General features: G+C 61.1%; 24 protein-coding genes. 8 read left to right on the top strand and 16 right to left on the bottom strand.

Features of this window, described 5'->3' with window-relative positions:
• The first annotated feature begins 217 nt into the window (after positions 1 to 217).
• Together ACJ8J5_RS17075 and sanA are read left to right on the top strand one after the other, a co-directional pair.
• Positions 218 to 1915, top strand: coding sequence for an NAD-dependent malic enzyme (locus ACJ8J5_RS17075; protein ID WP_025302151.1), 1698 nt, complete (start codon positions 218 to 220; stop codon positions 1913 to 1915).
• A gap of 169 nt (positions 1916 to 2084) precedes the next feature.
• Positions 2085 to 2828 carry an outer membrane permeability protein SanA gene (sanA, locus tag ACJ8J5_RS17070; protein WP_060432736.1) on the top strand — a complete coding sequence of 248 codons (744 nt, stop codon included), beginning with the start codon at positions 2085 to 2087 and terminating at the stop codon, positions 2826 to 2828.
• 67 nt (positions 2829 to 2895) lie between these two features.
• On the opposite strand, the gene mglC is transcribed toward sanA, so the two are convergent.
• From mglC to ACJ8J5_RS17035, 7 genes are all read right to left on the bottom strand, one after another.
• Complete coding sequence (mglC, locus tag ACJ8J5_RS17065) at positions 2896 to 3906, bottom strand: galactose/methyl galactoside ABC transporter permease MglC (protein WP_004938953.1); 1011 nt, start codon at positions 3904 to 3906, stop codon at positions 2896 to 2898.
• An 11-nt stretch (positions 3907 to 3917) separates the two neighbouring features.
• On the bottom strand, positions 3918 to 5426 hold the full coding sequence (gene mglA, locus ACJ8J5_RS17060) for a galactose/methyl galactoside ABC transporter ATP-binding protein MglA (RefSeq protein WP_197811196.1): 1509 nt from the start codon (positions 5424 to 5426) through the stop codon (positions 3918 to 3920).
• 99 nt (positions 5427 to 5525) lie between these two features.
• Entirely contained in the window at positions 5526 to 6518 is a 993-nt protein-coding gene (gene mglB / locus ACJ8J5_RS17055) for a galactose/glucose ABC transporter substrate-binding protein MglB (protein ID WP_025302149.1), read from the bottom strand.
• A gap of 264 nt (positions 6519 to 6782) precedes the next feature.
• Positions 6783 to 7820 carry an HTH-type transcriptional regulator GalS gene (galS, locus tag ACJ8J5_RS17050; protein WP_025302148.1) on the bottom strand — a complete coding sequence of 346 codons (1038 nt, stop codon included), beginning with the start codon at positions 7818 to 7820 and terminating at the stop codon, positions 6783 to 6785.
• Positions 7821 to 7946: 126 nt separating this feature from the next.
• Positions 7947 to 9119: a DUF418 domain-containing protein YeiB gene (gene yeiB / locus ACJ8J5_RS17045; protein ID WP_060432735.1), complete on the bottom strand. Its 1173-nt coding sequence runs from the start codon at positions 9117 to 9119 to the stop codon at positions 7947 to 7949.
• Between the two features lie 79 nt (positions 9120 to 9198).
• Positions 9199 to 9864 (bottom strand): GTP cyclohydrolase I FolE, encoded by a 666-nt coding sequence (folE, locus tag ACJ8J5_RS17040; RefSeq protein WP_004938969.1) that lies wholly within the window; start codon positions 9862 to 9864, stop codon positions 9199 to 9201.
• 243 nt (positions 9865 to 10107) lie between these two features.
• Entirely contained in the window at positions 10108 to 11265 is a 1158-nt protein-coding gene (locus tag ACJ8J5_RS17035; RefSeq protein ID WP_147822992.1) for a YbfB/YjiJ family MFS transporter, read from the bottom strand.
• A 105-nt stretch (positions 11266 to 11370) separates the two neighbouring features.
• Between ACJ8J5_RS17035 and ptrR the strand changes: the two genes are divergently transcribed.
• From ptrR to fghA, 3 genes are read left to right on the top strand one after another with little or no spacing between them, the layout of a single operon-like run.
• A complete protein-coding gene (ptrR, locus tag ACJ8J5_RS17030) occupies positions 11371 to 12291 on the top strand; it encodes a putrescine utilization regulator PtrR (protein ID WP_016928453.1) in 921 nt (306 codons plus the stop codon).
• A 30-nt stretch (positions 12292 to 12321) separates the two neighbouring features.
• Positions 12322 to 13446, top strand: a complete 1125-nt coding sequence (locus tag ACJ8J5_RS17025; protein WP_016928454.1) for an S-(hydroxymethyl)glutathione dehydrogenase/class III alcohol dehydrogenase — start codon at positions 12322 to 12324, stop codon at positions 13444 to 13446.
• Between the two features lie 14 nt (positions 13447 to 13460).
• A complete protein-coding gene (gene fghA / locus ACJ8J5_RS17020) occupies positions 13461 to 14303 on the top strand; it encodes an S-formylglutathione hydrolase (protein ID WP_015377214.1) in 843 nt (280 codons plus the stop codon).
• A 34-nt stretch (positions 14304 to 14337) separates the two neighbouring features.
• Here fghA and ACJ8J5_RS17015 read toward each other — a convergent pair whose 3' ends face one another.
• The 7 genes from ACJ8J5_RS17015 to ACJ8J5_RS16985 form a co-directional block, all read right to left on the bottom strand.
• Positions 14338 to 14646 (bottom strand): CcdB family protein, encoded by a 309-nt coding sequence (locus ACJ8J5_RS17015; protein WP_025302144.1) that lies wholly within the window; start codon positions 14644 to 14646, stop codon positions 14338 to 14340.
• 2 nt (positions 14647 to 14648) lie between these two features.
• On the bottom strand, positions 14649 to 14891 hold the full coding sequence (locus tag ACJ8J5_RS17010) for a type II toxin-antitoxin system CcdA family antitoxin (RefSeq protein ID WP_079449478.1): 243 nt from the start codon (positions 14889 to 14891) through the stop codon (positions 14649 to 14651).
• An 81-nt stretch (positions 14892 to 14972) separates the two neighbouring features.
• A complete protein-coding gene (gene gsiD / locus ACJ8J5_RS17005) occupies positions 14973 to 15881 on the bottom strand; it encodes a glutathione ABC transporter permease GsiD (protein ID WP_169540348.1) in 909 nt (302 codons plus the stop codon).
• 9 nt (positions 15882 to 15890) lie between these two features.
• On the bottom strand, positions 15891 to 16811 hold the full coding sequence (gene gsiC / locus ACJ8J5_RS17000; RefSeq protein WP_025302141.1) for a glutathione ABC transporter permease GsiC: 921 nt from the start codon (positions 16809 to 16811) through the stop codon (positions 15891 to 15893).
• A 52-nt stretch (positions 16812 to 16863) separates the two neighbouring features.
• Positions 16864 to 18399: a glutathione ABC transporter substrate-binding protein GsiB gene (gene gsiB / locus ACJ8J5_RS16995; RefSeq protein ID WP_025302140.1), complete on the bottom strand. Its 1536-nt coding sequence runs from the start codon at positions 18397 to 18399 to the stop codon at positions 16864 to 16866.
• A gap of 23 nt (positions 18400 to 18422) precedes the next feature.
• Positions 18423 to 20297: a dipeptide ABC transporter ATP-binding protein gene (locus ACJ8J5_RS16990; protein ID WP_414104859.1), complete on the bottom strand. Its 1875-nt coding sequence runs from the start codon at positions 20295 to 20297 to the stop codon at positions 18423 to 18425.
• A 19-nt stretch (positions 20298 to 20316) separates the two neighbouring features.
• On the bottom strand, positions 20317 to 21273 hold the full coding sequence (locus tag ACJ8J5_RS16985) for an isoaspartyl peptidase/L-asparaginase family protein (RefSeq protein ID WP_346419096.1): 957 nt from the start codon (positions 21271 to 21273) through the stop codon (positions 20317 to 20319).
• A 415-nt stretch (positions 21274 to 21688) separates the two neighbouring features.
• Between ACJ8J5_RS16985 and ACJ8J5_RS16980 the strand changes: the two genes are divergently transcribed.
• Positions 21689 to 21955 carry a hypothetical protein gene (locus tag ACJ8J5_RS16980; RefSeq protein WP_173889037.1) on the top strand — a complete coding sequence of 89 codons (267 nt, stop codon included), beginning with the start codon at positions 21689 to 21691 and terminating at the stop codon, positions 21953 to 21955.
• Between the two features lie 116 nt (positions 21956 to 22071).
• Here the strand turns inward: ACJ8J5_RS16980 and ACJ8J5_RS16975 are convergent, their stop codons facing one another.
• Positions 22072 to 22608: a DUF924 family protein gene (locus ACJ8J5_RS16975; protein WP_038880951.1), complete on the bottom strand. Its 537-nt coding sequence runs from the start codon at positions 22606 to 22608 to the stop codon at positions 22072 to 22074.
• Positions 22609 to 22765: 157 nt separating this feature from the next.
• Here ACJ8J5_RS16975 and moeA point away from each other — a divergent pair, with 157 nt between their 5' ends.
• Both moeA and moeB read left to right on the top strand, forming a co-directional pair.
• Positions 22766 to 24004: a molybdopterin molybdotransferase MoeA gene (gene moeA, locus ACJ8J5_RS16970; protein WP_414104860.1), complete on the top strand. Its 1239-nt coding sequence runs from the start codon at positions 22766 to 22768 to the stop codon at positions 24002 to 24004.
• 2 nt (positions 24005 to 24006) lie between these two features.
• Positions 24007 to 24762, top strand: coding sequence for a molybdopterin-synthase adenylyltransferase MoeB (gene moeB, locus ACJ8J5_RS16965; RefSeq protein ID WP_414104861.1), 756 nt, complete (start codon positions 24007 to 24009; stop codon positions 24760 to 24762).
• Positions 24763 to 24813: 51 nt separating this feature from the next.
• Here the strand turns inward: moeB and ACJ8J5_RS16960 are convergent, their stop codons facing one another.
• Positions 24814 to 26406 (bottom strand): ABC-F family ATPase, encoded by a 1593-nt coding sequence (locus ACJ8J5_RS16960; RefSeq protein WP_025302134.1) that lies wholly within the window; start codon positions 26404 to 26406, stop codon positions 24814 to 24816.
• Positions 26407 to 26466: the final 60 nt, after the last annotated feature.

Genomic DNA, 26466 nt, shown 5'->3' with positions numbered 1-26466 from the left:
ACCACGGCGGGGCCATCCGGTTCCGCCGTTAACAGCCCCGCCCGCCAAATACAATGCCCCGACGCCGCAAGAAACACTTTCTTTAGTTAAAAAATCATTTGATTGTCGATAATTACGCCAACCTGGTTCATCATCTGGCAACAAATGCTGTACATCTTCTCTTTATCTCTTAGGATCGTCGGCAATAAAGTTATCTGATACGTGAAGAGTAAAACTGATGGAACTAGAATACGAAAGCAAACGCCCGCTCTATATCCCTTACGCCGGCCCGATTCTGCTGGAATTTCCGCTGCTGAACAAAGGCAGCGCTTTCACCGAGGAAGAACGTAGCCACTTCAACCTGCACGGCCTGCTGCCGGAGGCGGTGGAAACCATCGAAGAACAGGTGGAACGCGCCTACCGTCAGTATCAGGATTTCAAGAACGATAACGACAAGCACATCTACCTGCGCAACATCCAGGACACCAACGAAACCCTGTTCTACCGCCTGCTGGACTCGCACCTGAGCGAGATGATGCCGATCATTTACACCCCGACCGTCGGCGAGGCCTGCGAACACTTCTCCGATATCTATCGCCGCGCGCGCGGGCTGTTCATCTCCTACCCGAACCGCGATCGCATCGATGACATGCTGCAAAACGCCACCAAGCAGAACGTCAAGGTGATCGTGGTCACCGACGGCGAGCGTATCCTCGGCCTGGGCGACCAGGGCATCGGCGGCATGGGCATTCCCATCGGCAAGCTGTCGCTGTACACCGCCTGCGGCGGCATCAGCCCGGCCTATACCCTGCCGGTGGTGCTGGACGTCGGCACCAACAACCCGCAGCGCCTCAACGATCCGCTGTACATGGGCTGGCGCCATCCGCGCATCTCCGGCGAGGAGTACCACGCCTTCGTCGAAGAGTTTATTCAGGCGGTCAAACGCCGCTGGCCGAACGTTCTGCTGCAGTTCGAAGACTTCGCACAGAACAACGCCACCCCGTTGTTGAACCGCTATCGCGACGAGATCTGCTGCTTCAACGATGACATTCAGGGCACTGCCGCGGTGACCCTCGGCAGCCTGATCGCCGCCAGCCGCGCCGCCGGCAGCCAGCTGCGCGATCAGACCGTCACCTTCCTCGGTGCCGGTTCCGCCGGCTGTGGCATCGCCGAGCAGATCATCGCGCAGATGAAGTCCGAAGGGTTGAGCGAAGACGAAGCGCGCGCCCGCGTATTCATGGTCGACCGCTTCGGCCTGCTGACCGACAAACTGCCGAACCTGCTCGATTTCCAGAGCAAGCTGGTACAGAAGAGCGACAACCTGACCGGTTGGGAAACCGCCAGCGACGCCATCTCGCTGCTGGACGTGGTGCGCAACGCCAAGCCGACCATTCTGATCGGCGTTTCCGGCCAGCCGGGGCTGTTTACCGAAGAGCTGATCCGCGAAATGCACAAGCACTGCGAACGCCCTATCGTGATGCCGCTATCCAACCCGACCTCGCGCGTGGAAGCCCGCCCAGAAGACATCATCAACTGGACCGACGGCGCCGCCCTGGTCGCGACCGGCAGCCCGTTCGCACCGGTGAGCTATAAAGAGCAGCTGTACCCGATCGCCCAGTGCAACAACTCCTACATCTTCCCAGGGATTGGCCTCGGCGTGCTGGCCTCCGGCGCCACCCGCGTCACCGACGCTATGCTGATGGCCGCCAGCCGCGCGCTGGCGGACTGTTCGCCGCTGGCCACCGACGGCCACGGCGCACTGCTGCCGAATATCGACGATATTCAGGGCGTGTCGAAGTGCATCGCCATGGAAGTGGGTAAAGCGGCGCAGCTACAGGGTGTGGCGATCGTCACCTCCGAAGACGCGCTGTCGAAAGCCATCGAGCACAACTTCTGGCGGCCGCAGTACCGCAGCTACAAGCGCACCTCGTTCTGATTGACGCGCTGAAATGACCCAGCCCGGCTCCGCCGGGCTTTTTTGTGCGGCAAAACCGCCTAAAAATGCGGCGTTGCGCGTGCTTCAGGCGGTTCGCGTCTTGCGTCGATCGGTCAGGTAAAGTAGCCTTGATCCATCTTTTTCAGCCCGGCGCGCGTAAGGCAACAACATGTGGAAACGCCTGATCATCAGCCTGTTCATCATCATTGCGGTGTTGATGGGTTCGGCTATTGCGCTCGATCGCTGGATCAGCTGGAAAACCGCGCCTTACGTCTACGACGAACTGCAGGAGCTGCCGCACCGCCAGGTTGGCGTGGTGCTCGGCACGGCCAAGTATTACCGCACCGGGGTGATCAACCAGTACTACCGTTACCGCATTCAAGGGGCGATCAACGCCTATAACAGCGGCAAGGTGAAATACCTGCTGCTGAGCGGCGACAATGCCCAGCAAAGCTACAACGAACCGATGACCATGCGTCGCGATCTGATCGCCGCCGGCGTGGCGCCGAGCGATATCGTGCTGGACTACGCCGGCTTCCGCACCCTGGATTCCATCGTGCGCACCCGCAAGGTGTTCGACACCAACGACTTCATCATCATCACCCAGCGCTTCCACTGCGAACGGGCGCTGTTCATCGCCCTGCACATGGGCATTCAGGCGCAGTGCTATGCGGTGCCGTCGCCGAAGGACATGATGACGGTGCGGGTCCGCGAGATTTTCGCCCGTCTGGGCGCGCTGACCGATCTGTACATCCTCAAGCGCGAGCCGCGCTTCCTTGGCCCGCTGATCCCGATCTCAGCCATGCACACCGTGCCGGAAGACGCCCAGGGTTATCCCGCCGTGTCACCGGAACAGCTGGTGGAGCTGGAGCACAAGCTGAAAGAAGAGAAACAGAAAGCCAAACAGCCCTGACGCAGAAAACGCCCAAAAAGAAAGGCCGGCAAAATAGGCCGGCCTTGTTGTCTGTGCTGCGGGAAATCTACTTCTTCTTGGCGTATTTCAACGAGTCCAACGCCACGGCGAAGATGATGATGCTGCCCTTGATGATGTACTGCCAGTACGGGTTGATGCCGATATAGGTCAGGCCGTAGTTGATGACGGTAAAGATGATCACCCCGGTCACCACGCCCCACACCGTACCCACCCCGCCGGCGAAGGAGACGCCCCCCACCACGCAGGCGGCGATGGCGTCCAGCTCATACATAAAGCCAAGGTTGTTGGTGGCGCTGCCGATGCGCCCCGCTTCCAGCAAGCCGCCGAAGGCGTAGAACACGCCGGACAGCGCATAGATCATGATCAGGTTCAGCGGCACGTTGACGCCGGAGACCTTGGCCGCTTCCGGGTTGCCGCCGATGGCGAAGATGTTCTTGCCGAAGCGGGTCTTGGTCCACAGGATCCAGACGAATATGATGGCGATCAGCGCATAGAAGGTAATGTACGACAGCTTAAAGTCGCCGAAGCGCAAGAAGCCCTGGGCAAAGGTGGAAAACTTCGGATCGAAACCCGCGACCGGCGACGCGCCGACCGAATCGTAATACAGCGAGTTGATGCCGTAGACGATGATCATGGTGCCCAAGGTGGTGATGAACGGCGTCACGTTGAGATAGGCGATAATCAGGCCGTTAACCAGGCCGATCACCGCGCCGACCGCACACACCAGCAAGATGACCAGGGGAATCGACCAGGTTTCCATGTGCGGGAATACCTTGTTGACGTTATCCATCGACTGCAGCAGCGTGGCCGCCACCACCGCCGCCAGCCCCACCTGCCGCCCGGCGGACAGGTCGGTGCCCTGAGTCACGATCAATCCCGCCACGCCCAGCGCGATGATGATGCGCACCGAAGACTGCGTCAGGATGTTGCTCAGGTTCATCAGGCTAAGGAAGGTAGGATCCTGAATGATGATGATGGCCAACAGCACCAGCAACACCACGTAAATGCCGCCTTCCTTGAAATAGGTAAATAAGGTTTTTTTATTTAGCGCGTTCATAATTCCGATCCTTAAAGGTGCAGGGAGGCGAGACGTAAGATTTCATTTTGCGAGGTCTGTTTGGTGTTAACGATGCCCGCAACCTGACCATTGCTCATCACCAAAATACGGTCGGTGATCCCCAAAAGCTCCGGCATTTCGGACGAGACGATAATGATCCCCTTGCCCTTCTTCGCCAGTTCGGTCATCAGCTGATAAATCTCGAACTTGGCGCCCACGTCGATGCCGCGCGTCGGTTCATCCAGCATCAGGATCTCCGGCTGCGTCAGCAGCCAGCGGCCGATGATCACCTTCTGCTGGTTGCCGCCGGACAGCGAGCCGATATGGGTGTGATGCCCCGGCGTTTTCACCCGCATGGCGTCGATCACCCACTGGGTGTCGCTCTTCATCCGCGCGTTATCCAGCAGGCCGAGCTTGTTTTTATAATTGCGGATATTGGAGATCAACGAGTTGAAACCCACATCGAGGTAAGCGTAAATCCCGGTGGATCGGCGCTCTTCGGTCACCAACGCAAACCCGTGGTTGATCGCTTCGTTGGCACTGTGGTTGTCGATCGCCTTGCCGTGCAGCTTTATAGTGCCCGCCACCTTTTCACGAATGCCGAACAGCGTCTCTACGATGTCGGTGCGCTTGGCGCCCACCAGCCCGGCGATGCCGAGGATCTCGCCCTGGTGCAGATCGAAGGAAACATCGCGGATCGAAGGCTGGCGCAGCGATGTCAGGTTCTTCACCTCAAGGATCACCTCACCCGGCGTGTTTTGCCTGTCCGGGAAGCGCTGGCTCAGCGAGCGGCCGACCATCATGGCGATGATCTTGTCCATATCCAGCCCTTCCAGCGGCTGGGTGGCGATCCACTGGCCGTCGCGCAGCACCGTTATCTCGTCGCACAGCTGGAAGATCTCTTCCATCTTGTGCGAGATATAGACGATGCCGCAGCCGCGTTCTTTCAGCTTGCGGATGATGGTGAACAGATGATTGACCTCTTTCTCCGTCAGCGAAGAGGTCGGTTCATCCATGATGACGATCTTGGCGTCGTAGGAAAACGCCTTGGCGATCTCGATCATCTGCATCTGCGACACCGACAGGTTGCCCACCTTTTCGCGCGGGTTGATGTCGATATCCAGCTCGTCAAAGATCGCCTGGGTTTCTTTGAACATCTTGTCCTGATCGACGAACAGGCCTTTGGTCGGATAGCGCCCCAGCCACATGTTGTCCATCACGGTGCGTTGCAGCACCAGGTTCAGCTCCTGATGCACCATCGAAACGCCGTGTTCCAACGCTTCCTTCGAGCTCTTGAAATCGATTTCCCTGCCCTGAAACACAATGCTGCCGCTGTCTTTTTTATAAATGCCGAACAGGCATTTCAGCAACGTCGATTTCCCCGCCCCGTTCTCCCCCATCAGGGCGTGAATCGAGTGCGGACGGACGCGTAAATTGACATTGTCCAAAGCTTTGACGCCGGGAAATGACTTACAGATATCCGTCATTTCCAGCAAAAATTCGCGTGAGCTATCGGCCATAAATACACCTGGCTTAACGATCTTGCAGTCGTAAACATCCCCGCCGGCGGTATCCCTGGTGTTGGCGCCGCAGGCGGGGTCTTAGCGGGATCTCAATTCTTATTTAACGAACTGAGACAGGTTGTCTTTATCTACACCGACGTAAGGGATACGCACGACTTTATTTTCGACTTTATATTGGGTGCCTTCGGTGGCTGGTTTGCCTGCCGCCAGGTTTTTCGCCAGCTCGAAGGTGGCTTTCGCCTGGTTGTCGGCGTCGTTCAGCACCGTGCCCGCCATCGCGCCGGATTTCACCAGCGCCAGCGCTTCAGGCAGCGCATCGACGCCGAACACCGGGATACTGGTCTTGTTGTGCGCTTTCAGCGCTTCCACCGCGCCCATCGCCATGGCGTCGTTGTTGGCGATCACCACTTCAATCTTGTTGGCATTCGGGCCGGAGAGCCAGGCGTCCATCTTGTCTTTCGCCTGCGCGGTATCCCACATCGCGGTATCCATCTGCAGCTGCTGGGTCTTGATGCCTTTTTCGTTCAGCGTCTTCACCACGTAGGTAGTGCGCGCTTCGGCATCCGGGTGGCCCGGTTCGCCCTTCAGCAGCACGAACTGGATCTGGCCGTCTTTGTTCAGATCCCAGGCCGGGTTGGCTTGCCAGTGTTTGGCGATCAGCTCGCCCTGGATCACGCCGGACTCTTTGGAGTCGGTGCCGACGTAATATGCCTTGTCATAGCTGTCCAACGCCTTGCGGGAAGGTTCTTTGTTGTAGAACACCACCGGGATATCGTTTGCGCGCGCCTTATCGATAACCACCGGTGCCGCGGCCGGGTCGACCAGGTTGATCGCCAGCGCTTTCACGCCCTTGGCCAGCAGCACGTCGATCTGATCGTTCTGTTTGGACTGGTCGTTCTGCGAGTCATTCATCAGCAGAGTGACGTCCGGCGAAGCCTTGGCATCTTTCTCGATCGCCTTGCGCACCACCGACATGAAGTTGTCGTCGTATTTGTAAATCGTGACGCCAATACGGGTATCAGCATGGGCTGCGGCGCCAAACATCATGGCTGCGGCCATGGCGGCCAGGGTGAAAACCTTCTTATTCATTGTCAGTCTCCGGTTCTGTGTAGGGTATTACTCGTCTTTGAGCCAATGGTCACCGGCAGTGCGCACACCCCAGGCCAGGCGATTTCCACTCAACACCTGTCGTCCGTGGATCTTGTTATTTCCGAGAAATGCTGTGTCAGCGCGAGATAAAGGTTGCAGCGGCAAGGGCCTTTGCGCCGGAAAACGCCTAGAGCATAGACGGCGTGATGTTAATATTCTGTGAATTTTCTCACAGATTGAAAACGGTTACACAGGATTAAATCGTCAGAGAGTGACCGTCGCCTCACTTTGCCAGGGGGCGACAGAATGGCGCCGCACCAGCGTCGGCATGAACAGATGAGCGGCCTGCGGCTCCGCCAGGCCTGCTGCGCCCTGCAATGCTAGCTCGGTGGCCAGCGTGGCCATCGAAACGATCGGGTAACGCACCGTGGTGAGTTTGGGGCTGGTGTAACGCGCGATGGGAATGTCGTCGAAGCCGATCAGCGAGAAATGCTGCGGTACCGTGATACCGTTTTCTTTCAGCACCGCCATGGCGCCGGCGGCCATGGCGTCGTTGTAAGCGAACACCGCGCTCAGCTGTAGATTACGCCCCAGCAGTTCCACCATCGCCGCCTCGCCGCCCTGCAGATCCGGCGAACCGTACGCGCGCCAGTTGTCCGGCGTGGCCAGCCCGGCGGCGGCCATCGCCTGCGCATAGCCCCGCTGGCGTAGCGGCCCGTCTTCGATCGGGTGATTGGAGCCCAGGTAGCCGATGCGCCGATGGCCCTGCGACAGCAAAAGACGCATTGCCATTTCCGCGCCGCAGACGTTATCCAGCCCGACGCAGCGTGGCTCATAGCCGGGGATAATCCGATTGATCAGCACCATGCCCGGCACCTGCTCCAGAAAGCCGATCAGCTCGGCGTCGCTCAGGGCTTTGGCGTGAACAATCAGGGCATTACAGCGCTGACGGATCAGCACTTCGATCGCATGGCGCTCTTTGTCCGCCTGATGATAGCTGTTGCCGATCAGCAGGTATTTGTGGTGTTTCTGCGCCACCGTGTCAACCGCTTTCACCAGCGCGCCGAAGAACGGATCGGAGACGTCCATCACCACCACGCCCAGGGTATCGCTGCTTTGGGTCGCCAGCGCCTGCGCGTTCGCGTTGGGGCGATAGCCCAGATCCGCCACCGCCTGCAGCACCTGCTCGCGCGTCTCCTTGCTGGTCAGCGCGCTGTGGTTCAACACGCGTGAGACGGTCGCCACGGAGACCCCGGCGCGTTTCGCCACGTCGCGAATGGTGATCGGATGAACTGGAGGCATGCGGGATCCTGAAATCGGGGTAGTGGCCGGTGGCGCTATCCTACCCCGATTGGCCCGCTGCTCGCGTGAATTACGTCACAGGAAAGAAAACGTTTACATACATTTTTTTAACCTGCCGATGGGCACTCATTTCAGCGTTTTGGGCTCCGCTTCGCCGGCGGCCAGCTGCGTCAGCTTGCGCCACAGCCACTCCATCGGCCCCTGAGCGAAATAACGCAGCCACAGTACGGAAAACGCCAGGTTGGCCAGCCAGACCAGCGGCACGAACGCCAACAGCTGCAGCCGGTCGAACTGCTCATAGAGACCGAAGCGATAAAACAACGTGGTGCAGATCAGCGTTTGCAGCAGGTAGTTGCTCAGCGCCATGCGCCCCACCTGGCTCAGCCAGTGGGCGATGCGCAGGCGCGACAGTGCGGGCCAGAAACCGTAACACAGCGCCAGATAGCCCATCGCCTGCAGCGGGGCGCCCAGCTCACGCGGCACCTGCAGCAGGAAACCGCTCCAGCGATAGTCCCACTGCACCTGCCATTGCAGCGCCACCGCCGGCAGCTGGATCAGCACCGAAAGCGGCAGCAGCCACGCCGCCTGCCTCAGGTAATAGCCGGATGAGTAGCTGCCGCGCAGCCAGCCGCTGCGCATCAGCCCGGCGCCGAACAGCATCAGCCCCGCCAGCTCCCAGCCATACTGCGCGCCGATGGCTAGCAGGCTGGACGAGAGCAGATCGGCGCGGCTGCGCCAGGCTTCGAAACCGCCCTGCAGCTTCCAGAACTTCTCGTACTGCAACTCCGCCACGCCCGGCTGCCAGAAGCTGCCCGGCTCACCGTGCGAGATAAAACCGAGCAGCAGCAGCACCGCCACGCCGATCAGGTAGAGCACCACGCCGGTTTTCAGCAGCTGGAAAGTTTCTTTGGCCTCGCGGATCATGCGCCAGCACACCAGGCCGATCAGCCCGTAGGCCAGCAGAATATCGCCGTCCCACAGGAAGATGGCGTGCGCGAGGCCGAACAGCACCAACCACGACAGCCGCGCGCGGATCCAACTTTTGCCGCGCCGCAGCAGCATGTGCAACCCGGCGCCGAACAACAGCGCGAACATCGCCAGGAACTTGGCCTGGGCGAAGAGATCCAGCAGCGCCCAGGTCCAGGCATCGCGCGACGACGGCATCCCCAAATAGGCCGGGTTGAGATAGGCGGCCTTCGGCAAGCCGAAGGCGCTGATGTTCAGCAATAAGATGCCGAGGATGGCGATGCCGCGCACGCAGTCCAGCGTAGCGATACGCGGCAGAGGATGACTGTTCATTTTTTATCGCTGTCTTCCGCTCATGAAAAAGGCGCCCGCAGGCGCCTGTTATGCTATTGCGAGTCGCCCCGCAACGCCATCACCCCTGGTGATGACGCACCGCGCGCAGGAACTCCTGGCGGGTATTCTGGCTGGACTTGAACAGCCCCCCCAACGAGGTGGTGGTGGTGGCGCTGGTCGCGTCGCGAATGCCGCGCGCCTTGACACAATAATGGACCGCGTCGATCGATACCGCCACGTTATTGGTACCGAGCAGGGTCTGCAGCGCGACCAGGATCTGCTGGGTCAGACGCTCTTGCACCTGCGGACGCTGGGAGAAGAACTGCACGATGCGGTTGATCTTCGACAGACCGATCACCGAGTCTTTCGGGATATAGGCCACGGTAGCCTTGCCGTCGATGGTGACGAAGTGGTGCTCGCAGGTGCTGGTCAGCGTGATATCGCGCACCGTCACCATCTCATCCACTTTCATCTTGTTCTCGATGACGGTGATTTTCGGGAAGTTGGCGTAGTCCAGCCCGGAGAAGATCTCGTCGACATACATTTTGGCGATGCGATGCGGCGTTTCCGCCAGGCTGTCGTCAGACAGATCGAGATTCAGCAGCTGCATGATTTCAGTCATGTGCTCTTTGATGCGACGCTTGCGCGTTTCGCGATCCAGCACTTCCCCGCGCAGCGGTGTCTCCAGACCACGCTCTTCCAGTGCCGCATGCACCAGCGCGGCTTCTTTACTTAATGATGTCATGTATTTGTTCTCCTGCGGACGGAACCCGCCGGCGGCCTGGTAGGGCGTGCGGCCGGCGAATTGCTTGCTCTCGTGACGGCAGAGTTTTCGTGATGGATAACGTGAACCCGGTCAAGATTTTGCCCCACTGTAGATGAGAGCGCGGCGATTATCCAGTGATTGTGCTTCATCCGCAGGTGAAATATTCGCATTTAGCACAATCAGGCCGGCTGCGGGATCCCGCTTTTTTTGTATGGATTTTAATCAGCGCATCGCCGTTTTTTGCGCCAATCGCCGCGCCGGGGTATTCACTACCAGCGCACCGGCCACCAACAGCGCCGCCACCGCCACGTACAGCGCCGGCTCCAGCCGATGAGTCATGGCGGTCGACAGCGCCGACAGCATCGGCCCGACCAGTTGGCCGATCGCATAACCGGTGGTCAGCAATCCAGCCATGTAGCGCGCATGGCGCGGCGCCAGTTCACGGCCGTGCTGAAGGGCGAGCTGCACCACGCAGAGGAAGCCGCCGCCGGTCAGCACCGCCCCGAGCGCCAGGCCGGCTACGCCCGGCACCGCTTCGGCGCTCAGCACGCCCAACGCCTGTATCCACAGCGTGATCGCCAACCGGGTCTGGGTAGTTAGCCGATGGCGGGTCAGAATGCCGATGACAATCCCCAGCACCGCCGCACCGCCGAACACCGGCCAGACAAACTGCGCGAACAGGCTGGCGGGAAAGCGCGCCGCCGCCATCTGCGACAAAAAGGTCGCCGGCAGGATGTAGCCGAAGCCGGCCAGGCTGTAGCTCCACACCAGGCGTTTGAGCGCCGGCGTCAGCAGCAGCGGCTCCGGGGCCACGTCCGGGCGATGCAGCTCGCCGCTGCGCGGCAGAAAGGCGCTAATCCCCCCGACCAGCACCAGCGCCAGCCCGCCATACACCAGCCAGGCCTGCGCCGCCGTCAGCCCCAGCGCGTTGATGCCCACCGCCAGCATGCCGCTAAGGAAGATGCCGGCGCCCGGCCCGGCGAATACCGCCGCGCTCAGCGCCGGCCGGCCGTAGTGCGCCAACCGCTCGTTGGTCCAGGCCGCCACCAGCACCATCGCCCAGCCGCTGGCCCAGCCGATGACGAAGCGCAGCGCGCCGTGCGTCCATTCATCCTGCGCCAGCGCCGACAGCAGCGTCAGCGCCATCGCGCCCCATACGCCCAGCCACAGGCGCCGCTCGACGTGGCGCGTGGCGCGCATCGCGTCGTAGGCGCCGCACAGGTAGCCCAAATAGTTGATCGCCGCCACCAGCCCGGCGCCGGTGAGGCTGAACTGATGTTCCGCGATCATCAGCGGCACCTGCGGGGTGAAAGCGAAGCGGCCAATGCCCATCGCGACGATCAGCGCGGCAAACCCGCTCAAGGCAATACGTAAAGCCATATCGGCATCCAAAAGGTTAAAAGAAAGTTGCCAGTATCATGCCGCAGTATTAAACTCACAAAAACTGAATAATACTAATCAAGTTCATCACGAAACGAGAATATTATGGATCTGACCCAGCTTCGCATGTTCTGCTGCGTAGCGGAAACCGGCTCGGTCGCCCGCGCCGCCGAGCAGCTGCACCGCGTGCCGTCGAACCTGACCACCCGGCTGCGCCAGCTTGAGCAGGAGCTGGGCGCCGATCTGTTTATCCGCGAAAAACAGCGCCTGCGCCTGTCGCCGATGGGCCATAACTTTCTGTGCTACGCCAACCGCATCCTGGCGCTGAGCGACGAGGCGATGAGCATCACCCACGCCGGTGAACCGGCGGGCAACTTCGCCCTCGGCTCGATGGAAAGCACCGCCGCCACCCGCCTGCCCTCGCTGCTGGCGGCTTACCACCAGCGTTTCTCGCAGGTTTCGCTGTCGCTGACCACCGGCACCTCCGGCGAAATCGCCGATCGGGTGCGCGCCGGCACGCTGGCGGCGGCGCTGGTCGACGGCCCGGTGCCCTATGACGAGCTGAACGGCTGCATCGCCTATCCTGAACATATGGTAGTGATCTCCTGTCTCGATCACGCGCCGATCCACAGCGCCAAAGACGCCAATGGCGAAACGCTGTTCGCCTTTCGCGCCAGCTGCTCCTACCGCCTGCGGCTGGAGGCCTGGTTCAAGCGCGAAGGCGCGCGGCCAGGGCAAATTATGGAGATCCAGTCCTATCACGCCATGCTGGCCTGCGTCGCCAGCGGCGCCGGGCTGGCGATGATCCCGCATTCGGTGCTCAGCCTGCTGCCGGGCCATGAGCGGGTTCGAGTTCACACCCTGCCGCCGGACGTGGCCGACACCGCCACCTGGCTGCTGTGGCGCCGCGACGCGTTCGGGCCGAACGTGCGCGCGCTGAAAGAGTTGATTATTGAACAGACGGAAACCGCCGCTGTTGATGAAAGCACCCCCAACGATTTATCAGACGTTGTCGATATCGCCTGATTTAAAAAGAAAACCACTGAGGAGACTATGATGGAGATGATCAAAACCCGCGCCGCCGTTGCCTGGGGCCCGAACCAGCCGCTGAAGATCGAAGAAGTCGAGCTGATGCCACCACAAAAAGGCGAAGTGCTGGTGCGGATCGTCGCCACCGGCGTTTGTCACACCGACGCCTACACCCTGTCCGGCAAAGATCCGGAAGGCGTGTTCCCGGCGATCCTCGGCCACGAGGGCGGCGGCGTGGTGGAAGCGGTCGGTGAAGGCGTGACCAGCGTGGCAGTCGGCGACCACGTGATCCCGCTTTACACCCCGGAGTGCGGCGAGTGCAAATTCTGTAAATCCGGCAAGACCAACCTGTGCCAGGCGATCCGCGCCACCCAGGGTAAAGGCCTGATGCCGGACGGCACCACCCGCTTCTTCAAGGACGGCAAGCCGATCTTCCACTACATGGGCACTTCCACCTTCTCCGAATACACCGTGGTGCCGGAGATTTCACTGGCGAAAATCAACAAGGAAGCGCCGCTGGAAGAAGTGTGCCTGCTGGGCTGTGGCGTCACCACCGGCATGGGCGCGGTGATGAACACCGCCAAAGTGCAGCCGGGCGACACCGTGGCGATCTTCGGCCTGGGCGGCATCGGCCTGTCGGCGATCATCGGCGCGCAGATGGCCGGCGCGGGCCGCATCATCGGCATCGACATCAACACCAGCAAGTTCGATCTGGCGCGCAAGCTGGGCGCTACCGATCTGATCAACCCGAAAGACTATGACAAACCGATTCAGGAGGTGATCGTCGAGCTGACCGACGGCGGCGTCGACTTCTCCTTCGAGTGCATCGGCAACGTCAACGTGATGCGTTCCGCGTTGGAGTGCTGCCACAAGGGCTGGGGTGAATCGGTGATCATCGGCGTCGCGGGCGCCGGCGAAGAAATCTCGACCCGGCCGTTCCAGCTGGTCACCGGCCGCGTCTGGCGCGGCTCGGCATTCGGCGGCGTCAAGGGCCGTTCGCAGCTGCCGGGCATCGTCGAGCGCTATCTGGACGGCGAATTCGCGCTGAACGACTTTATCACCCACACCATGGGGCTGGAGCAGATCAACGAAGCGTTCGATTTGATGCACGAAGGCAAATCGATCCGTTCCGTCATCCACTTCGACAAATAAGCCAGGAGGCAGAGATGACACTGTCATTGGAACTTCTCGAAGAGCACCGCATGTTCGGCGGCTGGCAACAGCGTTATCGCCACGCGGCGCAGAGCCTGAATTGCAACATGACATTCAGCATCTACCTGCCGCCGCCGCGCGATGACAACCCGCCGCCGGTGCTGTACTGGCTGTCGGGGCTGACCTGCAACGACGAGAACTTCACGTTGAAAGCCGGCGCGCAGCGCATCGCCGCCGAGCTGGGCCTGGTGCTGGTGATGCCGGACACCAGCCCGCGCGGTGACGAGGTGCCGAACGACGAAGGTTACGATCTGGGCCAGGGCGCCGGGTTCTACCTGAACGCCACCCAGGCACCGTGGGATCGCCACTTCCGCATGTACGACTACATCAGCGCCGAACTGCCGGCGCTGATCGAACAGCACTTCAGCGTCAGCGATCGTCAGTCGATCTTCGGCCACTCGATGGGCGGCCACGGCGCGCTGATGATGGCGTTTCGCAATCCGCAGCGCTTCCGCTCGGTATCGGCGTTCGCGCCGATCGTCAACCCGTGCCAGGTGCCGTGGGGCCGCAAGGCATTCACCGCCTATCTGGGCAGCGACGAGAGCCAGTGGCTGCAGTACGACAGCTGCCATCTGCTGGCCAGCGGCGCGGAGAAAATGCCGGTCCTTATCGATCAGGGCGATGACGACCAGTTCCTGGCCGATCAGCTGCAGCCGGCGCGGCTGGCCGAACTGGCGCGCCAGCGCGACTGGCCGCTGACGCTGCGCATTCAGCCGGGGTACGATCACAGCTACTTCACCATCGCCACCTTCGTGGAAGATCACCTGCGCTTCCACGCCGAGCACCTGTTCCGCTGATAAAAATCCGGGCGGTTTAACCGCCCGGATTTATTCAAAAGCCATCAATCAGAAAATCGATAGCGGCTTTAATTTGATTCCTGTGCTCATTGACATTACCAACGGCCTTCCCAATCTGCGAAATACGTACGGCAGCCATCTCATGCGTCATAACAAGAAACTTTTCGCCGTTGACCTCAATCTCCGGGCATAAACGTGCAGAAATTTTAACCCTGACGTTATCCAAAGCATAAAGGGGGATCATTAACCGGGTCGAGAGGACATCAATAAGATCGCTTTGAACGTCCAGTAAGTAGGGATAGGCTGATGCCGGATACGTATTGTCATATACGGTAAATTGCATATTTAAAATGTCCGATATTCATCAGACAACAAACCATTTTCTTCAGTGATACGATTAAGTTCTTCTAACGCCGCGCGATTTTGCTCGCGCCACTGTTGAATCTCAATATCCCTGACGCGGACGCTCAATGCGTCCGTCAATACGGATGACACATTGACGCCCAGGGATTTTGCGCGCTGGAAAAGATCGCGATCGATGGTTACGTTGACTGTCTTTTTCGTCACATTGCTATTTGCCATATCCATACCTCATCCCTGTAATATACACGGGTCAAATTTTCATCAATTATACTCGTAAAACAGGGGTATGCCAATTCAGCGATGCCCTCACCCCTTCAATTTGGGATCGAGCGCGTCGCGCAATCCGTCACCCAACAGGTTGAACGCCAGCACGGTGATGAATATCGCCAGGCTGGGGAAGATCGCCACGTGCGGCGCGATCACCATATCGGCGCGCGCTTCGTTGAGCATCGCCCCCCACTCCGGCGTCGGCGGCTGGGCGCCCAGGCCCAAAAACGACAGGCTGGCGGCGGTGATGATCGAGGTGCCGATGCGCAGGGTGAAATAGACCACGATCGAAGACAGGGTGCCTGGCAGGATGTGCCGCAGGATGATGGTCCAGTCCGAGGCGCCGATGCTGCGCGCCGACTCGATATAGGTCAGGTGCTTCAGCACCAGCGTATTGCCGCGCACCAGGCGGGCGAAGGCCGGAATGCTAAAGATCGCCACCGCGACGATCACGTTGGCCATGCCGCTGCCCATGATCGCCACCACGCCGATCGCCAGCAAAATGCCGGGAAACGCGAACAGCACGTCGCAGACGCGCATGGTGAGGCGATCCCACCAGCCTTCATAGTAACCGGCCAGCAGCCCCAGCAGGGTGCCGATCGCCCCGCCCGCCAGCACCGAGAACACCCCGGCCGCCAGCGAAATGCGCGCGCCCATCAGGATGCGGCTGAAAATATCGCGTCCGAGGGAATCCACCCCCAGCCAGTGCATCAGCGAAGGCCCTTCGTTCAGCCGGTCGTAATCGAAATAGTTTTCCGCATCGAACGGCGCCAGATAAGGCGCCAGCAGCGCCGCCGCAATCAGCAGCAGCACCAACAGGCCGGCGACCAGCGCCGCCCGCTGGCGGCGAAAACGCCGCCAAAACTCGCCCCACGGCGTGCGTACCGCGTTGGGGTCGATAAGCGGCATCGCCTTCAGTGCGGCGTTGCGCCGCCAATGCTTAATCATGCCGCCTCCTCATTGGTAACGAATCGCCGGGTTGATCGCCGCGTACAACATATCCACCAGCAGGTTGATCAGGATGAACTCCAGCGAGAACAGCAGCACCTCGGCCTGGATCACCGGGTAATCGCGCATCTCCACCGAGTCCACCAGCAAGCGCCCCAGCCCCGGCCAGTTGAACACCTTCTCCACCACGATCGAACCGCCGAGCAGGAAGCCGAACTGCAGCCCCATCATGGTCACTACCGGGATCATCGCGTTGCGCAGGCCGTGCTTCATCACCACCACGCTTTCCCGCACGCCCTTGGCGCGCGCGGTGCGCATGTAGTCCTCCTGCAACACCTCGACGAACGAAGCGCGGGTAAAACGCGCCATCACCGCCGCCACCGCCGCCCCCAAGGTGATAGAAGGCAGAATGTAGTGCCGCCAGCTGTCGGCGCCCACCGTCGGCAGCCACCCCAGCTCGACCGAGAACACCTGCATCAGCAGCATGCCGAGCGCAAAGGCCGGGAACGAGATCCCCGATACCGCCAGCGTCATGCCGAGACGATCCGGCCAACGGTTACGCCACACCGCCGACACCACGCCGATCGCCAGGCCGAACGCTACCGCCCACAGCATGCTGGCGACGGTCAGCCAGAAGGTCGGCATAAAGCGCGAGGCGATCTCTTCGCTCACCGGGCGCTTGGACACCATCGAGATGCCGAAGTCGCCCCGCAGCGCGTTGACGAAAAAGTGCGCGAACTGCTGCGGCAGCGGCTTATCCAACCCCAGATCCTTGCGCACCAGCTGCACCACCGCCTCGTCGGCCTCCGGCCCCGCCGCCAGCCGCGCCGGATCACCCGGCAGCAGGTGGACGAACAGGAACACCAGCACCGCCACGATCAGCAGCGTCGGGATCAGGCCCAGCAGTCGTTTCAGAAAATAATTGAGCATCTCATTCCTTCCCCCACCTGCCGCCGTCTGGCCGCAGGCGGGGATGGGCGCCTTATTTCAGATCGGCGTTATCAAAGTTGAACGAGGTATCCGGCATCACGTAGAAGCCGCTCAGCTGTTTGCTGTTGGCCGACAACAGACGTTCGGTTGCCAGGAAGATCCAGGGCGCGTCGGCCCAGATGCGATCCTGTGCATCCTGATACAGTTTCTGCTTCTCGGCGCGATCGGTGGTCGCCAGCGCGTCGGTCAGATCCTTGTCCACCTGCGGGTTGCTGTAGAACGCGGTGTTGAACTGCTTCGGCGGCGCCGCCTGGGTGGAGAACAGCGGCGACAGCGCCCAGTCCGCTTCCCCGGTCGAGGCCGACCAGCCGGTGTAGAACAGCCGCACGCCGGTGTCTTTCACCCCGACGCTCTCCACCTGCGCCGCGCGCTGCCCGGCATCCATCGCCGTCACCGTCACTTTCACCCCCACCTGCGCCAGCTGCTGTTGGGTGAACTGCAGCACTTTCTGCGCGGTGCTGTGGTTGTGGGACGACCACAGCGTGGTGGTGAAGCCGTTCGGGTAGCCGGCCTCTTTCAACAGCTCGCGCGCCTTGGCCGGATCGTACGGCCACGGCTTGTAGCGGGCGGCGAAATCGATGGCCGGGGGCACCGGCCCTTCCGCCGGCACCGCATAACCGGCGAACGCCACCTTGATCAGCGCGTCCTTGTTAATCGCGTAGTTGAGCGCCTGGCGCACCTTCGGGTTGTCGAACGGCTTTTGAGTGACGTTCATGCTGATGTAACGCTGCAGGATCGACGGCGCAGCCACCACGTCCAGCTTGGCGTTGCCCTCCAGCACCTTGGCCTGCTCGTAAGGGATCGGGAAGGCGAAGGTCGCCTCGCCGGTCTGCAGCATCGCCGCGCGGGTGTTGTTATCCACCACCGGGCGCCAGGTGATGCTGTCGAGCTTCGGCAGCCCCGGCTGCCAGTAGCCGTCGAACTTCTTCACCTTGACGAAATCGGTCTGGTTCCAGGTCACGAACTGATACGGCCCGGTGCCGACCGGGTGGAAACCGATCTCTTTGCCGTATTGCTTCAGCGCCGCCGGGGAGATGATCGCCGCCGCCGGGTGCGCCAGATTGTTGACGAACGCCGAGAACGGCGCCTTCAGCACGATCTTCACCGTATTGGCGTCCACCGCCTCGGTTTTGTCGATCATCTTGAACAGGTTGTAGCGCTTGAGGTGGCTGTCCGGGTTACTGGCGCGATCGAGGTTGGCCTTCACCGCCTCGGCGTTGAACGCGGTGCCGTCGTGGAATTTAATGCCCTGACGCAGTTTGACGGTATAGGTCAGGCCGTCTTTGCTGACCTCATAGCTGTCCGCCAGCACGTTCACCAGCTTCATGTCCTTGTCGAAGCCGAACAACCCCTGATAGAAAGACTTGGCCACCGCCTGCGACAGCGTGTCGTTGGCGTCGTAAGGATCAAGAGTGGTGAAATTGGACGCCACGGCAATCACCGCGTCCTTCGCCGCCCAAACCGGGCCGGTTCCCGCCGCCAGCAGTATGGCGGCCAACAGCGCATTGCGTTTGAATGTGTGCTTCATGTCGCTTGTCTCTCCTGAGGTCTTTAAAAAGCACCGGCGATCGGGTGGCGGGCGACAAAGTGCCCGGCGCCAACCTGCACCAGCGGTGCGGTAACGGGTTCATCGCCCAGTGCGCGCACTGGGCTCGGGATCTCATCGGCCGGCAGCGGCTGCCGTTTGTGGGCATGATCGGGATCGGCTACCGGCACCGCCGCCATCAACTTGCGGGTATAGGGGTGCTGCGGATTGTCGAATACCGCCTGCCGCGGGCCGATCTCGACAATTTGCCCGAGGTACATCACCGCCACCCGGTGGCTGATACGCTCCACCACCGCCATGTCGTGTGAAATGAACAGAAAAGCGATGCCGAACTCACGCTGCAGATCGAGCAGCAGATTGACGATCTGCGCCTGAATCGACACGTCCAGCGCCGAGACCGCTTCATCGGCGATCACCACTTTCGGGTTCAGCGCCAGCGCGCGCGCGATGCAGATGCGTTGGCGCTGGCCGCCGGAAAATTCGTGCGGATAGCGGCGCGCATGCTCCGGCTGCAGACCGACGCGTTCCAGCAGCCAGGCCACCCGCCGTTCCGCCTCACGGCCGCGCATCACGTTGTGCACTAACAGCGGCTCCATGATGGAGAAACCGACCGTCAGGCGCGGATCGAGCGAGGCGTAAGGATCTTGAAAGATGAACTGAATATCGCGCCGCAGATGCTGCAGCGCCGCCCCCTTCAATTGGTCTATCCGCCGCCCGGCGAAGTTGATGGTGCCGCTCTGGCTGTCCACCAGCTTCAGCAAAGCGCGCCCGGTGGTGGACTTACCGCAGCCGGACTCGCCCACCAGCCCCAGCGTCTCGCCAGGGTAAAGATCGAAACTGACGTTTTCTACCGCGTGCACCCGGCGAGTGACCCGATTGAACAACCCGCCGCGCAGATCAAAACGCGTGACCAGATGCTCCACCCGCAGGATCGGCGCAGCGTCTGGCGGCACGGTATCCTGCGGCGCCGTATCCCCCTCGCCATCCGCCAGCGGAAACTTCGCCGGCAGCGGCCGATCGGCCATCTCCCCCAGCTTCGGCACCGCCGCCAGCAGCGCCCGGGTATAGGCCTGTTGCGGCGCGGCGAATAATTCACGCACTCGATTCTGTTCCACCTGCTCGCCGCGGCGCATCACCAGCACCCGGTCGGCTATCTCTGCCACCACGCCCATGTCGTGAGTGATGAAGATCACCCCCATCTGCATCTCCTGTTGCAGCACGCGGATCAGCTGCAGGATCTGCGCCTGAATGGTGACGTCGAGGGCGGTAGTGGGTTCATCGGCAATCAGCAACGCCGGCTTGCAAGAGAGCGCCATAGCGATCATCACCCGCTGGCGCATGCCGCCGGAAAGCTGATGCGGGTAGCGCCCCAGCACCTCTTTGGCCTCCGGAATGCGCACCAGATCGAGCATGCGCAGCGCCTCCTGACGCGCGCTGCGGTGGTCCATGCCCTGATGCAGGCGCAGCGATTCGGCGATCTGCTCGCCGACCGGAAATACCGGGTTGAGCGAGGTCATCGGCTCCTGGAAGATCATCGCCATGTCGGCGCCGCGCACCGTGCGCAGCGTGCGCTGCGAGGCGCGCGCCAGATCGAGCAACGCGCCGTCGCGCCGGCGCAGCGTCATGGCGCCGCTGACGATGCGCCCGCCGCCCTGCTCCACCAACCGCATCAGCCCCAGCGAAGTCACCGATTTGCCAGAGCCGGACTCACCGACGATCGCCAGCGTCTCGCCGCGATCGAGATCGAACGACAGGTTGCGCACCGCTTCCACGGCGCCGTCCGCTTGAGGAAAACTGATGCTCAGATCGCGCACCGTCAGCACCCGCTGCGGCGGCAATGACAATTCGTCGCCGGCGGGCCGGAATGAAACGTCGGTCATACACCCTCCCGGTGAACGCTTAGCGATAAATCCCGACGGACGGCGCATCGCCGACATAACCAAAACCGCGATACATCCCCTCGCAGTTAAACGGCAGCGCGATATTGCCGTGGCGATCGACGGCGATCATGCCGCCGCTGCCGCCCAGTGCAGGCAGTTTCTCCATCACCACCCGATCGCTGGCCGCCTGCAGACTGAGGCCGCCGTATTCGATCAGGGCGGAGACGTCATAGGCCGCCACGCCGCGCATGAAAATCTCGCCGGTGCCGGTGCTGGAGACCGCCACGGTGGCGTTGTTGGCATAGCAACCGGCGCCGATAATCGGCGTGTCGCCCACTCGCCCTGCCTGCTTGTTGGTCATGCCGCCGGTGGAGGTGGCGGCGGCAAGGTTGCCCAGCGCATCCAGCGCCACCGCGCCGACGGTGCCGAATTTGCGATCGGGATCGAGCGGATCGCCGGCCTGTGCCGCGCCGTCGTGATCGAGCAATACCCGGCCCTGCTCCGCCTGGGCGCGGTGCAGCTGATCAAAGCGTTCTTGGGTAAAGAAGAAGTCGGGGGTAACCATTTCCAGGCCGTGGGCGGCGGCAAACTTCTCGGCGCCTTCGGCGGCAAACAGCACGTGTTCGCTGTTTTCCAGCACCGCGCGCGCCGCCAGCACCGGGTTGCGGATATGGCTGACGCCGGCGACGGCACCGGCATCGCAGGTGCGGCCGTCCATCACGCAGGCATCCAGTTCGTGGGTGCCCTGATGGGTGAACACCGAGCCTTTGCCGGCGTTGAACAGCGGGCACTCTTCGAGTAGTCGCACCGCTTCGGTCACCGCGTCCAGCGCGCTGCCTCCCTGTGCCAATATCGCCTGCCCGGCGGCCACGATCTCGGACAGCGCCTGGATATACTGCCGTTCTTTTTCCGCACTCAGCGCCGCCCGGGTAATTGCGCCCGCGCCGCCATGAATGGCAATCACTGGTTTGCTCATTTGCCTGACACCCTGTGTTAATCCCGCCGTTGCGCAGCGAATAAGCTGAGCGCGGTATCATTATTATTCAGTCTTTTTCGACTCTATTTAGTCCTACAGTGGAAGTACAGCATAACGTCCACGCCCCGCTTTTAGCGTAGTCCGCTTAGACCATTTCGCACCTTGAAATAGCTTATTGGAATAAAAACAGCAGGTTATAAATTCATCTTTTCGCCGGAAAGGCGCTGCGATTTTGGGTAATTCGCCGGACCTATACAGGGCCATGCAATTTTTAATATCCCTTCGTCAACGCTTTCCCCCTTGGCCGGTTTTATATAAGCTGAAGGAAAAATCGAGGCGTATTGCATTCGGCAAGGCTTTGCAAAACCTGACCTTCAGCCAGCCGACGAGATCTATGATAACTGAGGGTAATTAAATGAAAAAAAATGAAAAACCATCACGCATCCGTTTTTTTAATGCTGATGATGGCAGCGAAATTTTTGTAACCAAACTTAAGATAGTTTTGCCAAATGACGAAAGTTTTTTTACTGATACAACGCCCGGCCGCGAAGGCTCCATCGTATTTTTTACCCCCGTCAACCAGACCGATCCAGATGTCAAAACATTCACCATTGAGCCTGGCGCGTCTAATCTTTTCTCCGTAAATGTTTCTTCGGTCATAAAAGGCCAGAAACCGGAATGAAGGGGCCTTATATGCAGAGAGAGCGTATGGCCTTATATTTCCATACGGTGTTAACGCGCCTGGCATAATATCGCGCAGTCGGCTATTCGCCGCCGACTGCACGCTGGGGTAAATTGTCAGAACCCAGACCCCGGTTGCTGCAAAAAGGCCTCTTCTTCCGGCGTGCTGGTGCGCCCCAATATCGCATTGCGATGCGGGTAGCGGCCGAAACGATCGATGATCGCCTTATGCCGCAGCTCGAATTCCAGCTGATCGCCGTTATTGAGCTCGGTATACAGCACCAGCGCCTGTTGGTGGATCAACGGCGATTCCGAATGCATGAACGGCAGATAAAGGAAGCCGCGCTGCTCGCGGCTCAGCCGTTCGCACTCGCCGCTGCGGATCGCCTCCTGCGCCAGGATCAGCGCCATGCCGTCGCAGGCGAAGGACTGCGGCGTGCCGCGGAACAGATTGCGGCTGAACTGATCGAGCACGATCACCTCCGCCAAGCGCCCCTCGATGGTGTCGCGCCAGTGCGCCAGCTCCCCCGCCGCCGCCGCCCGCCAGATTTCGCCGAAACGGCTGTGCAACAGACGATCGAAATCGTCGTCCTTTTTAAACCACATCACCGGTTCGATTTCGTCGAACCAGAACTCGATCACCTGTTTATGCATCATGATTCTCCTCTGTTTTGCGCAGTTTATACCCGTTCGCCCCGGCGCCACAGTACGAAAGATGGCAAGCATAACCCGTTCTCCCCCCCGGCGTTCTCTGCCATAATACCCGCACTTTGTCGCTATTTTAGCGCACCCTGATTACGGAGTTCCCTTTATGGATCATTGCCATACTTCCGATCTCATCTCCCTGGAGCAAGCGCTGGAAAAAATGCTCGGGCAGATCGCCCCGCTGCAGCAAACCGAATCCGTCGCCCTGACCGCCGCCGCCGGCCGCATCACCGCCGCCCCGGTGGTCTCGCCGCTCGACGTGCCGCCGTTCGCCAACTCGGCGATGGACGGCTATGCGGTGCGCCTCGCCGATCTGGCGGCCAATGCGCCGCTGCCGGTCGCCGGGAAAGCCTTCGCCGGCGCGCCGTTCGACGGCCAATGGCCGGCCAACAGCTGCGTGCGCATCATGACCGGCGCTCCGATCCCGGCCGGAGCGGACGCGGTGGTCATGCAGGAGCAGGCCGAAGTGAGCGACCAGGGCGTGCGTTTTACCGCACCGGTTGAAGCCGGCCAGAATATCCGTTTGGCGGGTGAAGACATTCGCCAAGGCGCGAGCGTGTTGCCAGCCGGCGTGAAGCTGGGCGCCGCGCAGCTGCCGCTGCTGGCTTCGCTCGGCGTCGCCGAAGTGCAGGTAATGCGTAAGCTGAAGGTCGCGGTGTTCTCCACCGGCGACGAACTGCAGCCGGTCGGCCAGCCGCTGCAGGCGGGCCAAATCTATGATACCAACCGCTTCGCGGTGCGCCTGATGCTGGAGCAGATGGGCTGTGAAGTGCTCGATCTCGGCATTATCCGCGACGATCGCGATGCGCTGCGCGCCGCCTTCACACAGGCGGACAGCCAGGCCGACGTAGTGATCAGCAGCGGCGGCGTCTCGGTCGGCGAGGCCGACTACACCAAACAGATGCTCGACGAACTGGGCCAGGTCAGCTTCTGGAAGCTGGCGATCAAACCCGGCAAACCGTTCGCCTTCGGCAAACTGGGCCACGCCTGGTTCTGCGGCCTGCCGGGCAACCCGGTTTCCGCCGCCCTGACCTTCTACCAACTGGTGCAACCGCTGCTGGCGAAACTGGCCGGCCACAGCGATTGGCGCCTGCCGCCGCGCCTGCGCGCGCGCGCGCTAACCCCGCTGAAGAAATCGCCGGGCCGCCTCGATTTCCAGCGCGGGGTATTCAGCAGCAACGCCGCGGGTGAACTGGAGGTCAGCACTACCGGCCACCAGGGCTCGCACGTCTTCAGCTCCTACAGCCAGGGCAACTGTTTCATCGTGCTGGAGCGCGAACGCGGTTCGGTGGCGGTAGGCGAAACGGTGGAGATCGAGCCGTTCAATTCCCTGCTGAGGAGCTAAACATGCTGCCGGAATTGACCGACGCCGAAGCGCTGCGCTACAACCGCCAGATCGTGCTGCGCGGCTTTGACTTCGACGGCCAGGAGAAGCTGAAGGCCGCCCGCGTGCTGATCGCCGGACTGGGCGGGCTGGGCTGCGCCGCTGCGCCATATCTGGCGGCGGCCGGCGTCGGCCATCTGGTGCTGGTGGATTTCGACACCGTCTCGCTCTCCAACCTGCAGCGCCAGATCCTGCACCGCGACGATCGCATCGGCCAGAGCAAAGTCGCCTCCGCCGGGCGGGAACTGAGCGCCATCAATCCGCATATCCGCATCGATGCCATCGACGGCCGTCTGGAAGATGACGCGGTTGCGGCAGAGATCGCCGCCTGCGATCTGGTGCTGGACTGCACCGACAACGTGGCGGCGCGCGATGCCCTGAACCGCCTGTGCCACGCGCAGCGCAAGCCGCTGGTTTCCGGTGCGGCGATCCGCATGGAGGGCCAGCTCAGCGTGTTCACCTATCAGCCGGGCGAGCCCTGCTACCGCTGCCTGAGCCGGCTGTTCGGCGACAGCGCCCTCACCTGCGTCGAAGCAGGCGTGATGGCGCCGCTGGTCGGCACCATCGGCACTCTGCAGGCGATGGAAGCCATCAAGCTGTTGGCCGACTATGGTCAGCCGCTGCGCGGCAAGCTGTTGATGTTCGATGCGATGAGCATGCAGTTCCGCGAGATGAAGCTGCCGAAGGATCCGCACTGCGAGGTGTGCGGCGGGGCGTGACGGATAAAAAAAGGGCGGGATAATTCCCGCCCTGATGCGTTACCGCGAGGGTTACACGATGCCCTGGCTGCGCAGATAGTCTTCGTAGTTGCCGGTAAAGTCGATCACCTTGTTCGGGGTGATTTCCAGAATCCGGGTCGCCAGCGAGCTGACGAACTCACGGTCGTGGGAGACGAAGATCAGCGTGCCTTCGTACATCTCCAGCGCCATGTTCAGCGATTCGATGGATTCCATATCCAGGTGGTTGGTCGGTTCGTCCATCACCAGAATATTCGGGCGCTGCATCATCAGCTTGCCGAACAGCATGCGGCCCTTCTCACCACCGGATAGCACCTTCACGCGCTTCTTGATGTCGTCCTGGCTGAACAGCAAACGGCCCAGCACACTGCGCACCGCCTGCTCGTCGTCTTTTTCCTGCTTCCACTGGCTCATCCAGTCGAACACGGTCAGGGTGTCGTCGAACTCGTATTCGTGATCCTGCGCGTAATAACCGATACGGGCATTTTCCGACCACTTCACGGTGCCGCTGTCCGGCTGCGCGTCGCCCACCAGCGTTTTCAGCAGGGTGGTTTTACCGATGCCGTTGGCACCCAGCACCGCGACCTTCTCGCCCACTTCCACCATCAGGTTCAGCTTGTTGAACAGCGGGCCTTCGTCGAAGCCCTTGGTGAGCGCTTCCACTTCCAATGCGTTACGGAACAGCTTTTTGTCCTGCTCGAAACGGATGAACGGGTTCTGGCGGCTGGAGGCTTTCACCTCTTCCAGCTGGATCTTGTCAATCTGGCGGGCGCGCGACGTGGCCTGCTTGGATTTGGAGGCGTTGGCGCTAAAGCGGCTGACGAACGATTGCAGCTCGCTGATCTGCGCTTTCTTCTTGGCGTTGTCCGCCATCAGACGCTCACGCGCCTGGGTGGCGGCGGTCATGTATTCGTCGTAGTTGCCCGGGTAGACGCGCAGCTCGCCGTAGTCCAGATCCGCCATGTGGGTGCAGACCATGTTCAGGAAGTGACGGTCGTGCGAGATGATGATCATGGTGCTGTTGCGTTCGTTCAGCACCTGCTCCAGCCAACGAATGGTGTCGATGTCCAGGTTGTTGGTTGGTTCGTCGAGCAACAGGATTTCCGGATCGGAGAACAGCGCCTGCGCCAGCAACACGCGCAGCTTGAAGCCCGGCGCGATTTCGCTCATCGGGCCATAGTGCTGTTCCACCGGAATGCCCACGCCAAGCAGCAGTTCGCCGGCACGCGCTTCGGCGGTATAACCGTCCATTTCGCCGTAGGCCACTTCCAGGTCGGCTACTTTATAGCCGTCTTCTTCGCTCATCTCCGCCAATGCGTAGATGCGGTCGCGCTCTTCCTTCACCGCCCACAGTTCGGTGTGACCCATGATCACGGTGTCCAGCACGCTGTACTGCTCGAAGGCGAACTGATCCTGACGCAGTTTACCCAGGCGCTCGTTCGGATCGAGGAACACGTTGCCGCCGCTCGGCACCAGATCGCCGCCGAGGATTTTCATAAAGGTGGACTTGCCGCAGCCGTTGGCGCCGATCAGGCCGTAACGGTTGCCGCCGCCGAATTTAACAGAGATGTTTTCAAACAACGGCTTACTGCCGAACTGCATGGTGATGTTGTTAGTGCTTAACACAGCGCTCGCTCTTTATACATAGGGAATGTGATTTGGCGCGCATTATGCCACAACGGGGTG

The sequence above is a fragment of the Serratia sp. CY43202 genome (assembly GCF_052168755.1).
GTDB lineage: Bacteria > Pseudomonadota > Gammaproteobacteria > Enterobacterales > Enterobacteriaceae > Serratia > Serratia bockelmannii.
Note: the sequence above shows the minus strand (reverse complement) of the source record. Positions and strands in the feature narration are given on the sequence as shown.

Bases quoted from the DNA above. Each gene is read 5' to 3' on its own strand.
- sanA (WP_060432736.1), top strand. From the start codon at position 2,085: ATGTGGAAACGCCTGATCATCAGCCTGTTCATCATCATTGCGGTGTTG.
- gsiD (WP_169540348.1), bottom strand. From the start codon at position 15,881: ATGATTAAGCATTGGCGGCGCAACGCCGCACTGAAGGCGATGCCGCTT.
- gsiC (WP_025302141.1), bottom strand. From the start codon at position 16,811: ATGCTCAATTATTTTCTGAAACGACTGCTGGGCCTGATCCCGACGCTG.
- ACJ8J5_RS17035 (WP_147822992.1), bottom strand. From the start codon at position 11,265: ATGGCTTTACGTATTGCCTTGAGCGGGTTTGCCGCGCTGATCGTCGCG.
- ACJ8J5_RS16980 (WP_173889037.1), top strand. From the start codon at position 21,689: ATGAAAAAAAATGAAAAACCATCACGCATCCGTTTTTTTAATGCTGAT.
- ACJ8J5_RS16990 (WP_414104859.1), bottom strand. From the start codon at position 20,297: ATGACCGACGTTTCATTCCGGCCCGCCGGCGACGAATTGTCATTGCCG.
- ACJ8J5_RS17025 (WP_016928454.1), top strand. From the start codon at position 12,322: ATGGAGATGATCAAAACCCGCGCCGCCGTTGCCTGGGGCCCGAACCAG.
- ACJ8J5_RS17010 (WP_079449478.1), bottom strand. From the start codon at position 14,891: ATGGATATGGCAAATAGCAATGTGACGAAAAAGACAGTCAACGTAACC.
- yeiB (WP_060432735.1), bottom strand. From the start codon at position 9,119: ATGAACAGTCATCCTCTGCCGCGTATCGCTACGCTGGACTGCGTGCGC.
- galS (WP_025302148.1), bottom strand. From the start codon at position 7,820: ATGCCTCCAGTTCATCCGATCACCATTCGCGACGTGGCGAAACGCGCC.
- ptrR (WP_016928453.1), top strand. From the start codon at position 11,371: ATGGATCTGACCCAGCTTCGCATGTTCTGCTGCGTAGCGGAAACCGGC.
- moeB (WP_414104861.1), top strand. From the start codon at position 24,007: ATGCTGCCGGAATTGACCGACGCCGAAGCGCTGCGCTACAACCGCCAG.
- ACJ8J5_RS17015 (WP_025302144.1), bottom strand. From the start codon at position 14,646: ATGCAATTTACCGTATATGACAATACGTATCCGGCATCAGCCTATCCC.
- mglA (WP_197811196.1), bottom strand. From the start codon at position 5,426: ATGGCCGATAGCTCACGCGAATTTTTGCTGGAAATGACGGATATCTGT.
- moeA (WP_414104860.1), top strand. From the start codon at position 22,766: ATGGATCATTGCCATACTTCCGATCTCATCTCCCTGGAGCAAGCGCTG.
- fghA (WP_015377214.1), top strand. From the start codon at position 13,461: ATGACACTGTCATTGGAACTTCTCGAAGAGCACCGCATGTTCGGCGGC.
- folE (WP_004938969.1), bottom strand. From the start codon at position 9,864: ATGACATCATTAAGTAAAGAAGCCGCGCTGGTGCATGCGGCACTGGAA.
- mglB (WP_025302149.1), bottom strand. From the start codon at position 6,518: ATGAATAAGAAGGTTTTCACCCTGGCCGCCATGGCCGCAGCCATGATG.
- ACJ8J5_RS16985 (WP_346419096.1), bottom strand. From the start codon at position 21,273: ATGAGCAAACCAGTGATTGCCATTCATGGCGGCGCGGGCGCAATTACC.
- ACJ8J5_RS17075 (WP_025302151.1), top strand. From the start codon at position 218: ATGGAACTAGAATACGAAAGCAAACGCCCGCTCTATATCCCTTACGCC.
- gsiB (WP_025302140.1), bottom strand. From the start codon at position 18,399: ATGAAGCACACATTCAAACGCAATGCGCTGTTGGCCGCCATACTGCTG.
- mglC (WP_004938953.1), bottom strand. From the start codon at position 3,906: ATGAACGCGCTAAATAAAAAAACCTTATTTACCTATTTCAAGGAAGGC.
- ACJ8J5_RS16975 (WP_038880951.1), bottom strand. From the start codon at position 22,608: ATGCATAAACAGGTGATCGAGTTCTGGTTCGACGAAATCGAACCGGTG.